Source organism: Gemmatimonadaceae bacterium, from assembly GCA_036504815.1.
GTDB lineage: Bacteria > Gemmatimonadota > Gemmatimonadetes > Gemmatimonadales > Gemmatimonadaceae > PNKL01.
The window spans coordinates 493,165-509,090 of record DASXUN010000021.1 but is presented as its reverse complement, the minus strand read 5'-3'; the positions used below and the strand labels follow the sequence as shown (position 1 = coordinate 509,090).

Genomic DNA, 15,926 nt, shown 5'->3' with positions numbered 1-15,926 from the left:
CCGTGGCCCTCAGGCGTTTCTCCGTGTCTCCGTGGTGAAGAAAGCCAGCGCTACAGCGGCTCGAACCGCGCCTGGAAGAAGCGGAGGTACTTGGGCTCGTAGACCATCTTGAGCCCCTTCACCGATTCGCGCTGCTCGTACACGGCCTTCACCGACTCGGCCACGACGTCCATGTGCGCCTGTGTATAGACGCGGCGCGGGATCGTGAGGCGCGTCAGCTCAAGCTTGGGGCGGTAGTGGTCTCCCGTCTTGGCGTTGCGGCCCGCGCTCACGATGCCGCGCTCCATCGCCCGGATGCCGCTGTCGAGGTAGAGCTGCGCGGCCAGCGTCTGCGCCGGGAACTCATCCTGCTTCAGCTGCGGGTAGAACCGCCGGGCGTCGAGGAAGATGGCGTGGCCGCCAATCGGCTCCATCATCGGCACGCCCCACTCTTCCAGCAGTCCACCGAGATACCGGACCTGACCGATGCGGGCGCGGATGTGGTCATCCTTGACCGACTCCGCCGTGCCGATGGCCATCGCTTCCATGTCGCGCCCAGCAAGACCGCCGTAGGTATGGAGTCCTTCGAAGACGACCACGAGATTGCGCAGCTCCTCGAAGACGTCCCAGTTGTTCACCGCCACCCAGCCGCCGATGTTGACGAGCGAGTCCTTCTTGGCACTCATCCACGCCCCGTCGGTGTAGCCGCAGAATTCCTTCAGGATCTCCGCCACCTTCTTGTCGGCGTAGCCGGCCTCGCGCTCCTGGATGAAGAACGCATTCTCGATCGCGCGCGTCGCATCGAGGTAGACCTTGATGCCGTGCCTGTCGCCCCAGGCGCGCAGCGCCTTCACGTTCGCCATCGAGACCGGCTGGCCGCCGGCCATGTTGACCGTCGCCGCCAGCGACACGTAGGCGATCTTCTCGGCGCCGTGCTCCTTGACCAGCGCATCGAGCTTGCCCAGGTCCACGTTCCCCTTGAACGCGTTGCGGTTGATCGGGTCGTGCGCCTCGTCACAGATGACGTCCACGAAGATGCCGCCGGCCATTTCCTGGTGCAGGCGCGTCGTCGTGAAGTACATGTTGCCCGGCACGAACTGCCCCGGCTTGATCTCCGTCCGGCTGATCAGGTTCTCGGCGCCGCGTCCCTGATGCGTCGGCACGAGATACTTGTAGCCGTAGTATTGCTGGATGGCCGCTTCGAGATGGTAGAAGTTCTCGGAGCCGGCATAGGCCTCGTCGCCGACCATCATCCCGGCCCACTGGCGGTCGCTCATCGCATTGGTGCCGCTGTCGGTGAGCAGGTCGATGTAGACGTCGGCGGAACGGAGAAGGAAGGTATTGTAGCCCGCTTCGGCCATTGCGCGGTCGCGCGCCGGACGGTCGGTCATGCTCAACGGCTCGACCATCTTGATCTTCCACGGCTCGGCCCAGGAGCGGCGGCCGGCCTGCTGGCCCATGGTGCGGGGAACTTCGTGCTTGTCGGTCATGGCGTTCTGAAGGCGCAACGGCGCTGGTGGGAGGATGTCCCAGAAGGACAGAGGCAAATTCGCCATGTGAGCGCACCTCTATGGATCAGAGTTTTCACGACACGGTGTCAGGCAACACCTGTCTTCTCGAGGGCGCGGCACGGACCAACGATGATCTGGCGGCCGCCTCCAAATGACGGCATGCTATATGGTTCCGTCCGGCGGATTGCCCCCCGGCCGCATGCCACCCAATCCGGTCCCCGACGCCATGCGCCGACTGATTGCCGCCTGTTTCGCCGCGCTGCTCGCCGTTCCCGCCTTCGCCCAGCCTCAGACGGAGGCGGCCGCGCTCGCGGCGCGCATTCGCCAGAACTACCGCAAGCTCGAAGTGCGAATCCCGGTGCGCGACGGCGTGAAGCTCTTCACGTCCATCTACGTGCCGAAGGACACGAGCAAGCGGTATCCCGTGCTGATGTCGCGCACGCCGTATTCGGTGGCGCCGTACGGCGACACGTTGTATCGCGCGTCGATGGGTCCGTCCGGCAACCCGAAGTGGGTGGACGACGGCTACATCTTCGTCTATCAGGACGCGCGCGGCCGGAACTTCTCCGAGGGTGACTTCCGGGAGATGACGCCGATTCTCGAAAAACACGAGAAGCCGACCGACGTGGACGAGGGCACCGACACCTACGACACCATCGAGTGGCTGCTCAAGAACCTGCCGACGAACGGCCGGATGGGGATCTACGGCACCTCGTGGCCCGGCTTCTACGCCAGCGCCAGTTGCCTGTCGCGGCATCCGGCGCTCGTGGCCTGCTCACCGCAGGCGCCCATGACGGACATCTGGGCGGGCGACGACGACTTCCACGGCGGCGCCTTCCTGCTGGCGCACAACTTCGGCTTCTACACCGGCTTCGGCCGCGGGCCGCGCACCGAGCCCGGTCCCGACAAGCGCTATCCGTTTACGCGTGAGACAAACGATGCGTATCAGTTTTACCTCAACATGGGGCCCATCGGGCCGGGGTCGCGCAAATACATCACCCAGGGAACAAGTGAATTCTGGGAGGACCTGCTCGCGCATCCCACGTACGATGCGTTCTGGCAGTCGCGCGACGTGCGGCGGCACCTGCACGACGTGAAGGCGGCGGTGCTGACGGTCGGCGGCTTCTACGACACCGAAGACCTGCACGGTCCGTGGTGGGTGTATGGAAGCATCGCCAAACAGAGCCCGTCCACCGACAACACGCTGATCGTCGGCCCGTGGTCGCACGGCGGATGGAGCCGCGGTGATGGCACCGTGCTGGGCAACCTGCGCTGGGACTACCGGACGGGGCCGTTCTACCGTGACTCGGTGGAGTATCCGTGGTTCGCGCACCACCTCAAGGGGGCACCCAAGCTGGTGGCCACCGGCGTGCACGTTTTCCGCACCGGCGGCGAGCAGTGGGACACGTACGCAACGTGGCCCGCGCCCACTGCCAGGAAGACGGCGCTCTACCTGCAGCCCGACGGCAAGCTCGGCTTCTCCCCGCCCGGCACGAACGGCGCCTTTGATCAGTATGTGAGCGATCCGGCCAGGCCGGTGCCGGTGGTAGGTCGCATCGAACCCAATGGCATGCCACGCGACTACATCACGGACGACCAGCGATTCGCGTCACGGCGTCCTGACGTGCTCACCTACCAATCCGATGTGCTCACCCAGGACGTGACGCTCACCGGACCCGTGAACCCGGTGCTCCATGTCAGCACCACCGGGAGCGATGCCGATTTCATCGTCAAGCTGATTGACGTCTTCCCGAACGATGCCCCGAACTGGACGGGCGACCAGAGTGGATTCATCGTGGGCGGTTACCAGCAGCTCGTGCGCGGTGAGCCATTCCGTGCGCGCTACCGCCGGTCGTTCGAGAGGCCGGTGGCGATGGTACCGAACCAGGCTGATTCCATCCGGTTCGAGATGCCGTCCATCCACCACACCTTCAAGAAGGGACACCGCATCATGGTGCAGGTGCAGAGCACCTGGTTCCCGCACATCGAGCGGAATCCGCAGACCTTCGTGCCCAACATCTTCTTCGCGAAGCCCGCCGATTACCGGACGGCAACGATGCGCGTGTACCATAACGCAGCGAAGCCGACCCGGATCGAGGTGATGCAGCTGCCGTGACGGCTGCGGCGCGCCATCAGCGCCGCCCCAGCCACGAGAGCAGGTACAGTACGTTGGCCGCCCCGTCCATGATCGGCTCGTTCGTGGAGTAGTCGCCCCAGTCGTCGTGGTAGACGATGTGCCCGGTATTCCACTTCGCGTACTGGTCCGGCTTGGTGAGCGAGATGCCCGAAAGATTCCTGAAGATTGATGCATAAACCGGGCCGTCGAGCAGGCCACCGTCGAGCTGGTACTTGAGCTTCACCGAGATGACCGCATGCGGGTCGCGCGCGAAGTTGCCATCGGCGGGCACGCCAATGACCATCGACACGCCCCACGGGTTCGTGCCAAAGAGCCAGTCGATCGCGGCCTGTTCGAGTGCGCGATACTCCTCGTCGCCGGTGATGCGGCGATACCAGAGGGCAGTGACGGCCAGCGAGGTCATCAGGTCGTTGGAGCACCAGATGAAGGGGATGCCAACGCGGAAGCCGTTGTCGGCTTTTCCCGCCACCGCCTTCAGTCCGTCGCGGTAGTAGCCGGCGAGTTTCAATCGTTCATTCAGCGTGCCGCGCCGCGCGGCCTCGTAATGTCCGAGGTTGTGCCACGGATACCACTGGTAGTGATTCGCGGTGTCGGCGCCCATCCACGGCTTGACCTTGGCCTTCGCGGCGTACGACAGCGCCTTTCCCTGATAGCGCGCATCTGATGTCAGGGCATAGAGCGCGGCGGCGCCCAGCTCCATGTCGTCTTCCCAGTCATCCTCTTCGTAGAAGTACGCGCCGCGTCCCGGCGCGGTCTGGCACGCGCCGGGGTACTTCTCGCCGAGGGCAAACGCGGCCACGGCTTTCCGCCGGAGCGTGTCGGCGAGAGCGGGTTCGCGATCGCGATACAGTTGCGCTCCCAACGCGAACGCGGCCGCGAACTTCCCCGCCGTCGAGGCGTAGCCGGTGGCGCGGTTCTGATAGCGCAGCAATCCCTGCGGAATGCCGGTGCACGGATAGAGTGGCCGGGCGCCGCCCTTGCCCCACCCGTAGTCGGCGGAGTCGTAGGGCATCAGGTCGAAGAACATGTGGTCGCGATCATCGCCGAGCTGGTTGAGCATCAGCGAGTCGTCGGGGAACATCCGCAGCAGCCAGGCCAGTCCGTGGCGTGCCTCGTCGAGGACGTCCGGAATGCCGTTCGTTCCCGGCCGGCCGTCGGCGAGGTACTCGTCGCCGAACGCCCTGGGATTGTCGCGCCACGCCTGCATCAGCTGGTACGCGGCGGTGGCCGACGTCGTGACGTACTGCAGGTAGTCCGAGGCGTCGGCCCATCCGCCGGTGGCCGGCAGGTATTCGCCGGCGCGCGTGGGATGATCCACGATGATGCCGTCCTTCGTGTGAATCATCGTGTTGAAGACGGGGTTGTATCCCTTGCGCTGCTGCCGCATGTAGCGCAGTGGCATGTCGGCGAGGCCGTTCCACACCCCAGCGCCGATGCGGACGGCGGGCGAGACGAGGTCTCCGGCGTGGATGCGATAGGTGCCGCCGTCGCGCAGCGCCGTGAAGTCGAGCTGGTACGTCTCCGCGCACGGACCAAATTTCCCGGTCGCCCTGGCGGGCTTCGGACCGAAGACCCGCTTGCCCGCCGCGTTGCGCACTTCGAAGGCATCGAGCGCGCGTGGCGCGAGCGCGCAGACGACTGCCACCTTGGGGGCGTCGGGGAGATAGCCCACCTGATTCACGCGGATGGCATCGTCGGGCGTGCCGCCGCCCTGGGCGGCGCCGGTCAGTGGCTTAAGCGCGAGCAATAGGGGGACGACGGGGACGAACGAGAGCCGTGTCATGCACACGAAAGTACCGTCGCCCGCGGACCCCCGCGAGCACGCTTCACGAGTCAACGTCGGAGCCTTCCGTAGAGTATTTTGGGGTGTTGCCCAGTGCCTCTGCCCGACGCACGCATACGCGCCCCACCCTGAGGTATCTCCGGATGCGCCTTCGTTCGCTGACCACCGCCTGTGCCGCGCTTGCCTTGACCGCCTTTGCCACGCCGGTCGAAGCCCAGCGCACCGCCAAGCCACCCCTGCATGGCCGTCACTGGATGGCCGTGACCGGCAAGCCCCTCGCCGCGACGGCGGGCGCGATGATGTTCGCGAAGGGGGGCAACGCCATCGACGCCGCGTGTGCAATGCTCGGCGCGGTCACCACGATGTGGGACGTGCTGAGCTGGGGCGGTGAGACACAGGCGCTCATCTACCACCCGGGGCTCAAGAAGGTCATCGGCATCAACGCGCTGGGCGTGGCGCCCACGGGCGCGACGGCCGAGTTCTACCGCAACAAAGGTTACCGGTATCCCCCCGAGTTCGGCCCGCTGGCGGCCGTGACTCCGGGAACGCCGGGCGGTCTGCTGACGATGCTCGCCGAGTACGGCACGCTGTCGCTCAAGGAAGTGCTGGCGCCCGCCATCGAGATGGCCGACGGCTACGCCATCGAGGCGCAGACGGCGAATCTCATCGAGAACAACAAGGCGCGCATCAAGCAGTGGAAGTATTCGCCGGCCGTCTATCTCCCGCACCTTGGCCAGAAGCGCGAAGCGCCGGAGGCGGGCGAGATCTTCGTGCAGAAGGATCTCGCCGCCACGCTGCGCAAGCTGGTGGACGCCGAACAGGCCGCCCTGAAGGCCGGCAAGAGCCGCAAGGAAGCCATCTACGCCGCGTACGACCGGTTCTACAAGGGTGACATCGCGCAGGAACTCGTGCGCGGCGTGCAGGAAGAGGGCGGGCTCTTCACCATGCAGGACCTCGCCAACTGGAAGGTGAAGATCGAGGAGCCGCTCTCGACGAACTACAAGGGCGTGGAGGTCTACAAGCTGCAGCAGTGGCAGCAGGGTCCGGCGATGCTGCAGGCGCTCAACATTCTCGAGAACGCCGACCTCAAGGGGATGGGTTACAACAGCGCGCGCTACCTGCACACCGTCTATCAGGCGATGTCGATGGCGTTCGCCGACCGCGATTTCTACTACGGCGATCCCGCGTTCACCAAGGAGCCGCAGCCCATGAAGGGGCTCCTGAGCAAGGAGTACGCGAAGGCGCGCTACGCGCAGATCGACTGGATGAGGAACGACGCCAACGTGAAGCCGGGCGACCCGTACCCGTTCGAGGGGCGCACGAACCCGCTCAAGGCGCGGCTTGACTCCTGGACGGTGATTCCGGCGCCGCAGAGCCTGCCGAGAAGTGGACAGCAGGATCGGCTTCCGCCTGAGCAGATGGCGGATGGCAGAGGGCAGATGGCCGATGACAGCGCGTTCAAGGAGGCATTCTACGCGGGGACCACGTCCATCCAGGCGGCGGACGAGACGGGGTGGGTGATTTCCGTGACGCCGTCGGGCGGGTGGCCGCCGGCGGTGATCGCGGGGCACACGGGCGTCGGGCTCTCGCAGCGCGCGCAGAGCTTCGTCACCGACTCTGCCGACGGCCCATTCAACGTCATCGAGCCGGGCAAGCGTCCACGCGTCACGCTGACGCCCACGCTGGCGATGAAGGACGGCGCCCCGTACATCGCGTTCTCGGTGCAGGGGGGCGATTCGCAGGACCAGAACCTCCTGCAGTTCCTGCTCAACGTGACCGAGTTCGGCATGACGCCGCAGGAAGCGGTGGAAGCGCCCAACATCAACACGTTCCAGATGCGCTCGTCCTTCGGCCAGCACGAGAGCCGGCCGGGGCGGATGCTGGCAGCCGAATCGCTGCCGTTCTACGTGCGCAATGAACTGCGAAAGATGGGCTACACGATGGAGTACGAGGAACGCACGTCGGGACCCATCACGGCGATCCTGTTCGACCGCAAGCACAAGACCATGTGGGGTGCGGCCTCGAACCATGGCGAAGACTACGGCATTGGATGGTAGGGACATGTACGCACTGGTTGTCATGCGGTATCGCGCGCCCCTCGAGACGATCGAGGCGCATACCGAGGCGCACCGCGCCTGGCTGCGTTCGCTCAAGGCGAACGGCACGCTGCTCGCCTCCGGTCCGTTCGTGCCGCGCACCGGGGGCGCGTTCCTGCTGCGCGTCCCCGACGAGGGGGCGGCGGCGGCGCTGGACGCCGTGCGCGACGGCGATCCCTTCCACCGACTCGGGCTGGCCAACTACGAGCTGATCCAGTGGAATCCCGGGATCGGCCGCGAAGGACTGGATACGCTCTAGCGTCCGGCGAGCGCATTCGCCAATTAGGTTGCGGTGCGGGTATTCGCACCGCAGCGTGTCCCGCCGTTGATCCCGACGGATCATGCACCCTTTTGGGCAGGAACCATGGCAAGAGCCGAGCCGTGCACTCTCGACATCGTGGTGCCCTGCTTCAACGAAGAAGCGGTCATCGCCCAGACGCACCAGCGCCTGGCGGGGGTGGCGCGCGGGATCGCGGGCGCGCGCACCACGATCATCTACGTGGATGACGGCAGTCGCGACGCGACACTCGCGAAGCTGCGCGAGATCGCCGCGCAGGACGCCGCCGTTCGCATCGTCGCGCTGTCGCGGAATTTTGGCCACCAGTACGCGCTGACCGCCGGGCTCGATGCCTCGCGGGGTGACGCGGTGGCCGTCATCGACGCCGACCTGCAGGATCCCCCCGAGGTCATTCCCGAGATGCTGGCGCGGTGGCGCGCCGGCGCTGACGTCGTCTACGGGGTGCGTTCGAACCGGCAGGGCGAGTCGGCCTTCAAGCGCGGCACGGCGCATGTCTTCTACCGATTCCTGCAGAAGCTCGGCAACGCCGACATTCCCGCGGACGTCGGCGATTTCCGCCTGATCGACCGGCGTGTCGTCGCCACCCTGCACGAGATGCCGGAGCGTGACCGGTTCCTGCGCGGCCTCGTGGTCTGGGCCGGCTTCCGGCAGGAAGGCGTGTCGTACGAGCGCCAAGCGCGGGCGGCGGGCGAGACCAAGTTTCCCTTCCGCCGGATGTTCAGCTTTGCGCTCGACGGCATCTTCTCCTTCTCGACCGTGCCACTGCGCATGGCCTCGTACCTGGGGTTCTTCGTCTCGATGCTGTCGATGATCGGCATCGTGTACGCGTTCTACATCAAGCTCTTCACCGTCGGGGTGGTCCCTGGCTGGGCGGCACAGTGGATCGGCACGCTCTTCCTCGGCGGCGTGCAGCTGCTCTCGCTGGGCGTCATCGGGGAGTATGTGGGGCGCATCTACGGCGAGGTGAAGCGGCGCCCGCTGTACGTCGTGAAGGAGCGCATCGGCTTCGACCCGCAGGGCTGATGTTCTCCCTTCGCACCAAGCTGGCGCTGGCGCGCGGCCTGCTGGCCCGGGGACGGCACCCGCTGTACGTGCAGTTCTACGTCACGGCCCGCTGCAACCTGAGCTGCAAGCAGTGCAACATCATCTACGCGAATGCCGACGTCGGCGAGGTGTCCTTGCCGCAGGTTGAGGCGATGGCGGAGAACCTCGCGGCCATCGGCACCGGGATGGTGCTCCTGACGGGCGGCGAGCCGTTCGTGCGCAAGGACCTGCCGGGCATCATCCGGGCGTTCACGCGCCGCGGCCTCCACGTCCGCACCCAGACCAACGGCCTGGCGACGCTCGACCAGCTGCACGAAGCGGCGGCGGCCGGCGCCCGCGATATCTCCATATCGCTCGACTCGCTGCTGGCGGAGAAGCAGGACTTCCTGAATGGCTCGCACGACCGCAGCTGGCGGCGCGCCATCGAGGCCATCAGCCGGGTGACGCAGGCGTATCCCCCGCGCCGTTCCTTTGCGGCCTTCGGCACGGTGCTCTCGCCGCAGAACCTCCTCGAGATACCGAACGTCATCCGGTTCGCGTCCCGCATCGGCTGGTACGTCTCGCTCGTGCCGGCGCATGTGGCCGACCCCGCGGAGCCGCACAATTTCCGCAGCTACGACCGCGAGATGATCTTCCCGCCGACGATGTACCCGCTCGTCGACGAGGTGCTCGCGGAGTGCCTGGCGCTGAAGCGCGACGGCCACCTGCTGTACGACTCGCCGGAGTTCCTCGACAACGTCCGGCGATTCATCCGGCGCGAACCGGTGACGTGGCGGCGGCGCAATCACGACGTGTGCGACTCTCCGGGATTGTACTTTGCCGTGCGCCCCAATGGCGACCTGCAGCCCTGTTGCGATCACGTGCTGCAGGAGAGCTACCCCGTCTGGCACCCCGACTTCCCGCGCTGGTATCGCGAGACCGAACTCCGCGGCGCGGTGCACGCCATCACGAGCCGGTGCGGGGGCTGCATGTACGGCAGCTTCCCCGAGATGACGATCACCGCGCGCTTCCCGCTCATCACGCTGAAGCGCTCGCTCATCTTCCTTGGCCAGACCGCCGTGCGAAAACCGTGGCCGCTGACCACCGAGCAACTGCTGGCCATCGTGGACGAGATCAACACCGCGCACCCGGTGGACCACGCGCGTGCCGGCCGGCTGCTCGAGGCGGTGCCGCGGCACGCGGACGTCACGCGCTCGCTGCCGGTGCTCTCATGACCGTCCCGAACGACCTGCTCCATCGCGAGGAGACGTTCCACGACGAGTGGGCGAGGTCCGTGGATCCCGCCGCGGTGCCGGTGCGCGAGGCCTTCACCCTGCCCACCTGCCCGGAGAACCGCTGGATCCACGCCACGCTGGGTGACGTGAGCGGCAAGACGGTGCTCGAACTCGGCGCCGGGCTGGGCGAGGCCTCGGCCTGGTTCGCCCTGCACGGCGCGCGCGTCATCGCCACCGACCTGAGCGGCGGCATGCTGAAGCTTGCCCAGCGGGTCGCCACGCTGCACGGCCGCGCGGTGACCACGGTGCAGATGGATGGGGCGGTGCTTGCGCTCGCGGATGCATCCGTGGACGTCGTCTACGGCGCCAACGTGCTGCATCACGTCGATCAGGCGCAGTGCATCGCCGAGGTGCATCGCGTGCTCCGGCCGGGCGGTGTGGCCGTCTTCTGGGACCCGCTGCGCTACAACCCGGTGATCAACATCTACCGTCGCATGGCCACCGCGGTGAGAACCGAGGACGAGCATCCGCTCGGCGTGGACGACCTCCGCCTGCTGCAACGGACGTTCCATCGGGTGGAGGCCCGCTTTTTCTGGCTCGCCGCGCTGGGGGTTTTCGTCTGGTTCTTCCTCGGGTTGCGCGTGCACCCCAACGCCGAGCGGTACTGGAAGAAGATCATCACGGATTACGCGTCGATTGCGCCGTTGCACCGCGTGCTCGCGGCGGTGGATGGCGTGCTGCTCCGCATTCCCGGCCTGCGCTGGTGGGCCTGGAACATTGTCGTCGTCTGCCGGAAGTGACGCCGATGCTCTACGAACCTCGCGAATCGATCAACCCGCGCACGTTCGCGCTGCGGCACGCCCTGCTGGAGGAGCTCAAGCGCCGCCAGGTGCTGGTGCGCGCCGACGAACGGGCGCCGCTCGTCGCGCTCGCCAGGGCGCTGGATGTCATGTACAACACGTCGACGCGGCAGTTCGTGGTGGGCGGCACCAGCGGTGCGGCGGCACGGGTGCCACTGGATAGCTTCCGCTTCTACGACGCCCGCACCGACGTGGCGTCGGACGCCTGGCACCGGGAGGATGAGATCCTCCGCGCGAATCGCGCGCTGGCCGCGCGCGTCGTCGACCAGTTGCTGGCGCCGCCGGTGAACGAGACGCCGTGATTCGCACCCTTTCGTCGCCCAAGGCAGTTGGTACCGCGTGCGGTGCCACGGCATTTCTGCTGGCGTACCGGGGCGCGCCGACCGCGTTTGATGAGTGGCTGGCGCTGCCCATCGCCATTGAGACGGCCTTTCCCGGCACCTACCCGAAGACGGATCTCCTGGTGCAGGGGAGCATGCAAGGGCCGTTTCATCTCTACAAGCTGGCCAGTGTGCTCTGGACGATGGACGTGAACGTCGATGTGGCGTGGTACGTGCTGCTCGCGCTGTCGCTCGTAGCCTTCTTCCTGGTTGTCTGGCGACTCGCGGGCGCCATGGAGCTGTCCGACCGCGAGCGCGTGCTGCTCGTGCTGGCCATCGCCGCAACGCCGGTCTATCGGGGCACGCTGCACTGGTCGGCGCAACCGATGCTGTCGTTCATCACCGCGTCGGTGGCCGTGCCGGTGGGGCTGCTGGCGCTCACGGCAGCGCTCGAGGATCGACCGCATCTTGCGCTGCTGTACGCGGCCATCGCGTTTGACATCCATCCGTCCATCGGACTGTGCGCCGGCATCGCCGCGCTCAGTATCTCCACCGACTGGTGGACGATGCGGGCGCTGCGCACCGCGTGGCTTCCGGCCGCGTTGGTCGCGGCCCCGAACGTGGCCTACCTGCTGGGCCATCTGCCGGCGCCGGGTGCCGATGCCGGAGCCCAGACGTGGGAGGTGCATCTCACCTACGGGTATCACACGTTCTTTCGCGATCATGCCGACGGCTATCCGTGGTACGCCCTCGCGCTCGCTGTCGCGCTGGCCGGGGCCGCGCTGGGGCCGCGCGCACGGCGGGCGGGACGCGCCGCCCTGGTACTGACGGCGCTGGCGGCCGGGTGGATTGTCGTCATGAACTTCACGCCAGTCCCTGCCCTCCTCCCGCTGTATCTCATCCGCGCCTCGCTGCTGGCGAAGCCACTCATCGTTGGCCTCGCGCTGCTCGCGGTGACGCGCCGCCGCTATGCGGGACGCTACGCGTTCCTGACGCCCTGTGCAGCCGCGCTTGCGGTGGCCCACCCGGACCGCATCGTGGCGGAGGCGGCGCTGGCCATTGTGCTCGGCATCGTGCTGCGCCCGTCCCCCGATCGCCGGCTGGCCGCCGTCGGACTCGCCGCCTGGACGACCGGCATCCTGTTGCTGCTCGTCTTCCTCGCGCGGCAGGCACCCTCGCTCGATGCGCTGACCGAAGCCACCATGCCACTCCGGTGGGTAGGGTTCGCCGTCGGCCTCGCGGCGGCCGCGTTGCTCGTCATCACGCCGTCGGTCAGCGGCGAGCCACGCGCCGCGGTGCCGCGCTGGGCCGCGTGGTCGCTGGCCGTGGCGTTGCCCGTTTTGTCCATTGTCCTCGCGAAACCGATGGGCCGGGGATGGCTGCCCGATTCCCCGAGTCGCATCAGCACGCTATTGCACCTGTCGCGGCCAGCCGCCAGGGAAACGGGGGTGATGGAATGGGCGTTGCGCGCCTCACGGCCGGCCAGCCTCTTCGCCATCCCGCCCGTGGACCAGGCGTGGGTGCGGTTCCGCCTCGCCACGCATCGCGGCGCGTATGTGACGGTGCACGACATCAACCAGATGATGTATGTGCGCAGCAATGTGCGTGAGGCCGTGAACCGGCTCGCCACGCTCGGCGTCCTCGTGCGCGCGCCGCACAAGTTCGACCCGCGGCCGTACCTGCGTCCCACGTGCCGCCGGCTGGCGCAACTGGCCGGCGACCGTGTCGATTACTACATCCTGCCCGCAGAGGCGGCCTTTCCCACGGGAGGCGTGCTGGTGTATCGCGACAAGAGCTACGTCGTGCTCGACGTGCCGCGGACAGCCTCGCGGTGCTCGCCGGTGGCGCGCTGACGATGGCCGTGGAGCGCACCGCGCGCGCGCGCGTCGGAGTCGGGCGCTGGCTGGCCCGGCAGGTGACGCACGTCGGGCACGCCGCCGCGCTTTGCTCGCGCGCCGGGCATAATCTCGAGGTCTGGCGGTCCCGCGGGACGGTTCCGGCCGCGCCCACGCGCTGCACATTCTGCGGCGCGGGGTTCGAGCACCAACTCGTCCTGCCGCTGCGCACGAGCGCCGACGTGCGGGCCCTGGGCGATTACCAGGCCGTGCTCTGCACGGCCTGTGCGAATGCCCGCACCGTTCCCGTCCCGGAGGAGTCGGCGCGGGTCATCACCACGGACGTGCAGCGCGATTCGATGACCGGGATGCAGCGGGCGCTGCTGCGGCGTTTCATTCGTCAGCGGGTGGCGCGCGTTCGCCCGCTGCTGCCGTCCGTTGATCGGCCGCGGGTGGCCGATGTCGGCGGCGGAGCCTGTGCCTTTGCCAACGCGCTGGCTGCAACCGGATGCGATGTCACGGTCTTCGAGCCGAACGCGGCAAATGCGCCGTATGCCGGCGCCGGCGTGCGATTTGTCGCGGCGCCATTCGATGAGCAGGCCGTCCGCGCGTCGGGTCTCGCGGATGGCACGTTGGATGCCATCACGATGTGGCACGCCCTCGAGCACGTGCCGCATCCACCCGCCACGCTGGCCTTGGCGCGACGGCTGTTGCGTCCGGGCGGCGTGCTCTACGTCAGCGTCCCCAACCTCGACTCCCTGCAGGCGGATGTCAGTGCGACGCGCTGGTGTTACGCCGACATTCCCCGGCACCTCTCGCACTTCAGTCCCGAGGGGCTCGAAGGGCAGATGCAGCGGGCGGGGTTCAGCGCGGTCGTTCCGTACTGGTGGAACGCCGAGTATGAGATCTTCGGCTGGTACCAGACCTTGCTCAATCTCCTGACCGGCAGCCACAACTACTTCTACAATCGGGCCAAGAAGGGCAATGCGGCCGACGCCGGACCACATCCCACGTGGACGCGAGTCGCCACCACGCTCGCCCCGCTGCTCCTGCCCGTCGCCCTGACGGCTTCCTGGTGCGGCGCTGCATCGTCAAAACCGGCCTGTGTCGAGATGCACGGAATCGCGTCATGAAGCGCATCGTGATCACCGGAGGCACCGGCTTCATCGGCAGCCGCTTGCTGGAACGCCTCGCGGAGCAAGGCCTGCACGGCGAGCCCGTGCAGCTGATGGCGATCGCGCGTCACCCGGAGAACGCCCCCGCAACGCTCCGCGGCCGCGTGCAATGGTACGCGCTTGACCTCGCGACCGCACCGATGGACGCCATTGCCGCCGCGTGCGGGCGCGGGGCGCTCGTCTTTCATCTCGCGGCGAATGCCTCGGTCGGCGGCGGCGACGCCGCCGCACGACAGAACGTCCAGTCCACGGCACGGCTGCTCGAAGCGCTCCGCGACTGTGCCCCGCAACGCATCGTTTACGCCAGTTCGATCGGGGCCGTGGATCGCACGCCCGACGATTCGTGCTCCGAACCGCTCGGCGAGGAGGCGACGCCGCATCCGCTCACGCGCTACGGGGCGAGCAAGCTGGAGGGCGAGCGGCTGGTGGCCGCATCGGGAATGCCGTTTGCAATCGTGCGCCCGACCTGGGTGTACGGCCCGCGCATGCGCGCTGACAGCCACCTGCGCGTCTTTCTCGAGATGGTGCGCGCCGGGAAGCTCGCCACTCGCGTCGCCTTCCCGGGACGCGTCAGCGTCATTCATGTGGACGACCTCTGCGACGCCTTGCTCGTGGCCGGTGTGCATGAGTCGGCGCAGGCGCAGACGTTCTTTGCGACGGACAACGAGCCGGTCGCGCTCGGCACGCTCTTTCGCGAACTCGGCGAGATCACGGGACGGATGGCGGGCACCATCAAGGTTCCCGGTCTCGTCGTGGCGCTGGCCCGACGGGCGCGCCGCTGGTTTCCGCTGTCGGTGCAGTGCCTCAGTTCCGATGTCCTGCTGGCGAGTAGTGCGCGCCTCAGCGCGCTTGGCTTCACACCGGCGGTGTCGCGCCGCCGGGGCCTCGTCGAGCTGGCCCGCATGACTGCCCCCGCCGGCGCACGCTGGATTGTCACCGGTGCGGCCAGCGGCATCGGCCGGGCGTTGGCGGTGCAGCTACATGCCGCCGGACATACCGTAGTCGCGCTGGACCGCGATGCCAGCGGCCTTGAGGCGCTGCGTGAGGAGTGCCCAGGGATTGCACCGATCGTTGCCGACCTCGCGACCGAGAACGGGCGGGAGGTCTATTTCGGCGCCATCGCCGCCGGTTCATTGGCGGGTGTGGTGAACTGCGCCGGAATTGGCGTGCGGGGCGCGGCGCAGGAGATCCCGAATGACGCACAGGCGCGGCTGCTGGCCGTCAATACACTCGCCTTGGCCGATGCCTCCACACGCGCCGTGCGACGCATGGCGGCCCAGCCATCGGGCGGCATGCTCGTCAACGTGGCATCATCTGCCGCATTGCAGCCACTGCCCTGGATGGCCGCGTACGCTGCGTCCAAGGCTTTTGTCCTGAGCTACAGCGAAGCGCTGGCCGAGGAGCTCGCGACGACGGCGGTCCGCGTGATCACCGTCTGCCCCGGGGGGACGGACACCGGCTTCCAGGCGTCGAGTGGCGTGAAGCGGGTGGAAGGCGAGCGCCTGATGTCGGCGCCCCAGGTTGCCGCGCACATCCTGGCCGCCATCAACCACGGTCGTTCCACCACGCTCTTCGTGGGCGGACGCACGCACGTAATGGCGCTCATGGCGCGTGCGCTGCCGCGGCGGATACTCGTTCGACTCTGGGGACGGCTGATGGGAGCGATGCGCTAGG

General features: G+C 67.5%; 12 protein-coding genes. 10 read left to right on the top strand and 2 right to left on the bottom strand.

Annotation, left to right across the window (positions count from 1 at the left end; translation table 11 throughout):
- Positions 1-50: 50 nt before the first annotated feature.
- Complete coding sequence (locus tag VGJ96_11860; protein ID HEY3287802.1) at positions 51-1,469, bottom strand: tyrosine phenol-lyase; 1,419 nt, start codon at positions 1,467-1,469, stop codon at positions 51-53.
- A gap of 247 nt (positions 1,470-1,716) precedes the next feature.
- On the opposite strand from VGJ96_11860, the gene VGJ96_11855 reads away from it, so the two are divergent.
- A complete protein-coding gene (locus VGJ96_11855) occupies positions 1,717-3,606 on the top strand; it encodes a CocE/NonD family hydrolase (GenBank protein HEY3287801.1) in 1,890 nt (629 codons plus the stop codon).
- Positions 3,607-3,622: 16 nt separating this feature from the next.
- On the opposite strand, the gene VGJ96_11850 is transcribed toward VGJ96_11855, so the two are convergent.
- A complete protein-coding gene (locus VGJ96_11850; protein HEY3287800.1) occupies positions 3,623-5,410 on the bottom strand; it encodes a glycoside hydrolase family 9 protein in 1,788 nt (595 codons plus the stop codon).
- Positions 5,411-5,553: 143 nt separating this feature from the next.
- Between VGJ96_11850 and VGJ96_11845 the strand changes: the two genes are divergently transcribed.
- The 9 genes from VGJ96_11845 (at position 5,554) to VGJ96_11805 (ending at position 15,925) form a co-directional block, all read left to right on the top strand.
- A complete protein-coding gene (locus VGJ96_11845; GenBank protein HEY3287799.1) occupies positions 5,554-7,467 on the top strand; it encodes a gamma-glutamyltransferase in 1,914 nt (637 codons plus the stop codon).
- A gap of 4 nt (positions 7,468-7,471) precedes the next feature.
- A complete protein-coding gene (locus VGJ96_11840) occupies positions 7,472-7,765 on the top strand; it encodes a YciI family protein (protein HEY3287798.1) in 294 nt (97 codons plus the stop codon).
- A 105-nt stretch (positions 7,766-7,870) separates the two neighbouring features.
- A complete protein-coding gene (locus VGJ96_11835) occupies positions 7,871-8,827 on the top strand; it encodes a glycosyltransferase family 2 protein (protein HEY3287797.1) in 957 nt (318 codons plus the stop codon).
- Entirely contained in the window at positions 8,827-10,062 is a 1,236-nt protein-coding gene (locus VGJ96_11830) for a radical SAM protein (GenBank protein ID HEY3287796.1), read from the top strand. Before VGJ96_11835 ends, VGJ96_11830 begins: the two co-directional genes overlap by 1 nt.
- The gene (locus VGJ96_11825; protein HEY3287795.1) at positions 10,059-10,862 is read left to right on the top strand and encodes a class I SAM-dependent methyltransferase; all 804 of its coding nucleotides are present in this window, start codon (positions 10,059-10,061) and stop codon (positions 10,860-10,862) included. The genes VGJ96_11830 and VGJ96_11825 overlap by 4 nt, the downstream gene beginning before the upstream one ends.
- A 5-nt stretch (positions 10,863-10,867) precedes the next feature.
- Positions 10,868-11,224: a hypothetical protein gene (locus VGJ96_11820; GenBank protein ID HEY3287794.1), complete on the top strand. Its 357-nt coding sequence runs from the start codon at positions 10,868-10,870 to the stop codon at positions 11,222-11,224.
- A complete protein-coding gene (locus tag VGJ96_11815; GenBank protein ID HEY3287793.1) occupies positions 11,221-13,095 on the top strand; it encodes a hypothetical protein in 1,875 nt (624 codons plus the stop codon). The genes VGJ96_11820 and VGJ96_11815 overlap by 4 nt, the downstream gene beginning before the upstream one ends.
- A complete protein-coding gene (locus tag VGJ96_11810; GenBank protein HEY3287792.1) occupies positions 13,074-14,210 on the top strand; it encodes a class I SAM-dependent methyltransferase in 1,137 nt (378 codons plus the stop codon). The genes VGJ96_11815 and VGJ96_11810 overlap by 22 nt, the downstream gene beginning before the upstream one ends.
- A complete protein-coding gene (locus VGJ96_11805; protein HEY3287791.1) occupies positions 14,207-15,925 on the top strand; it encodes an SDR family NAD(P)-dependent oxidoreductase in 1,719 nt (572 codons plus the stop codon). The genes VGJ96_11810 and VGJ96_11805 overlap by 4 nt, the downstream gene beginning before the upstream one ends.
- The last annotated feature ends 1 nt before the right edge of the window (position 15,926 follow it).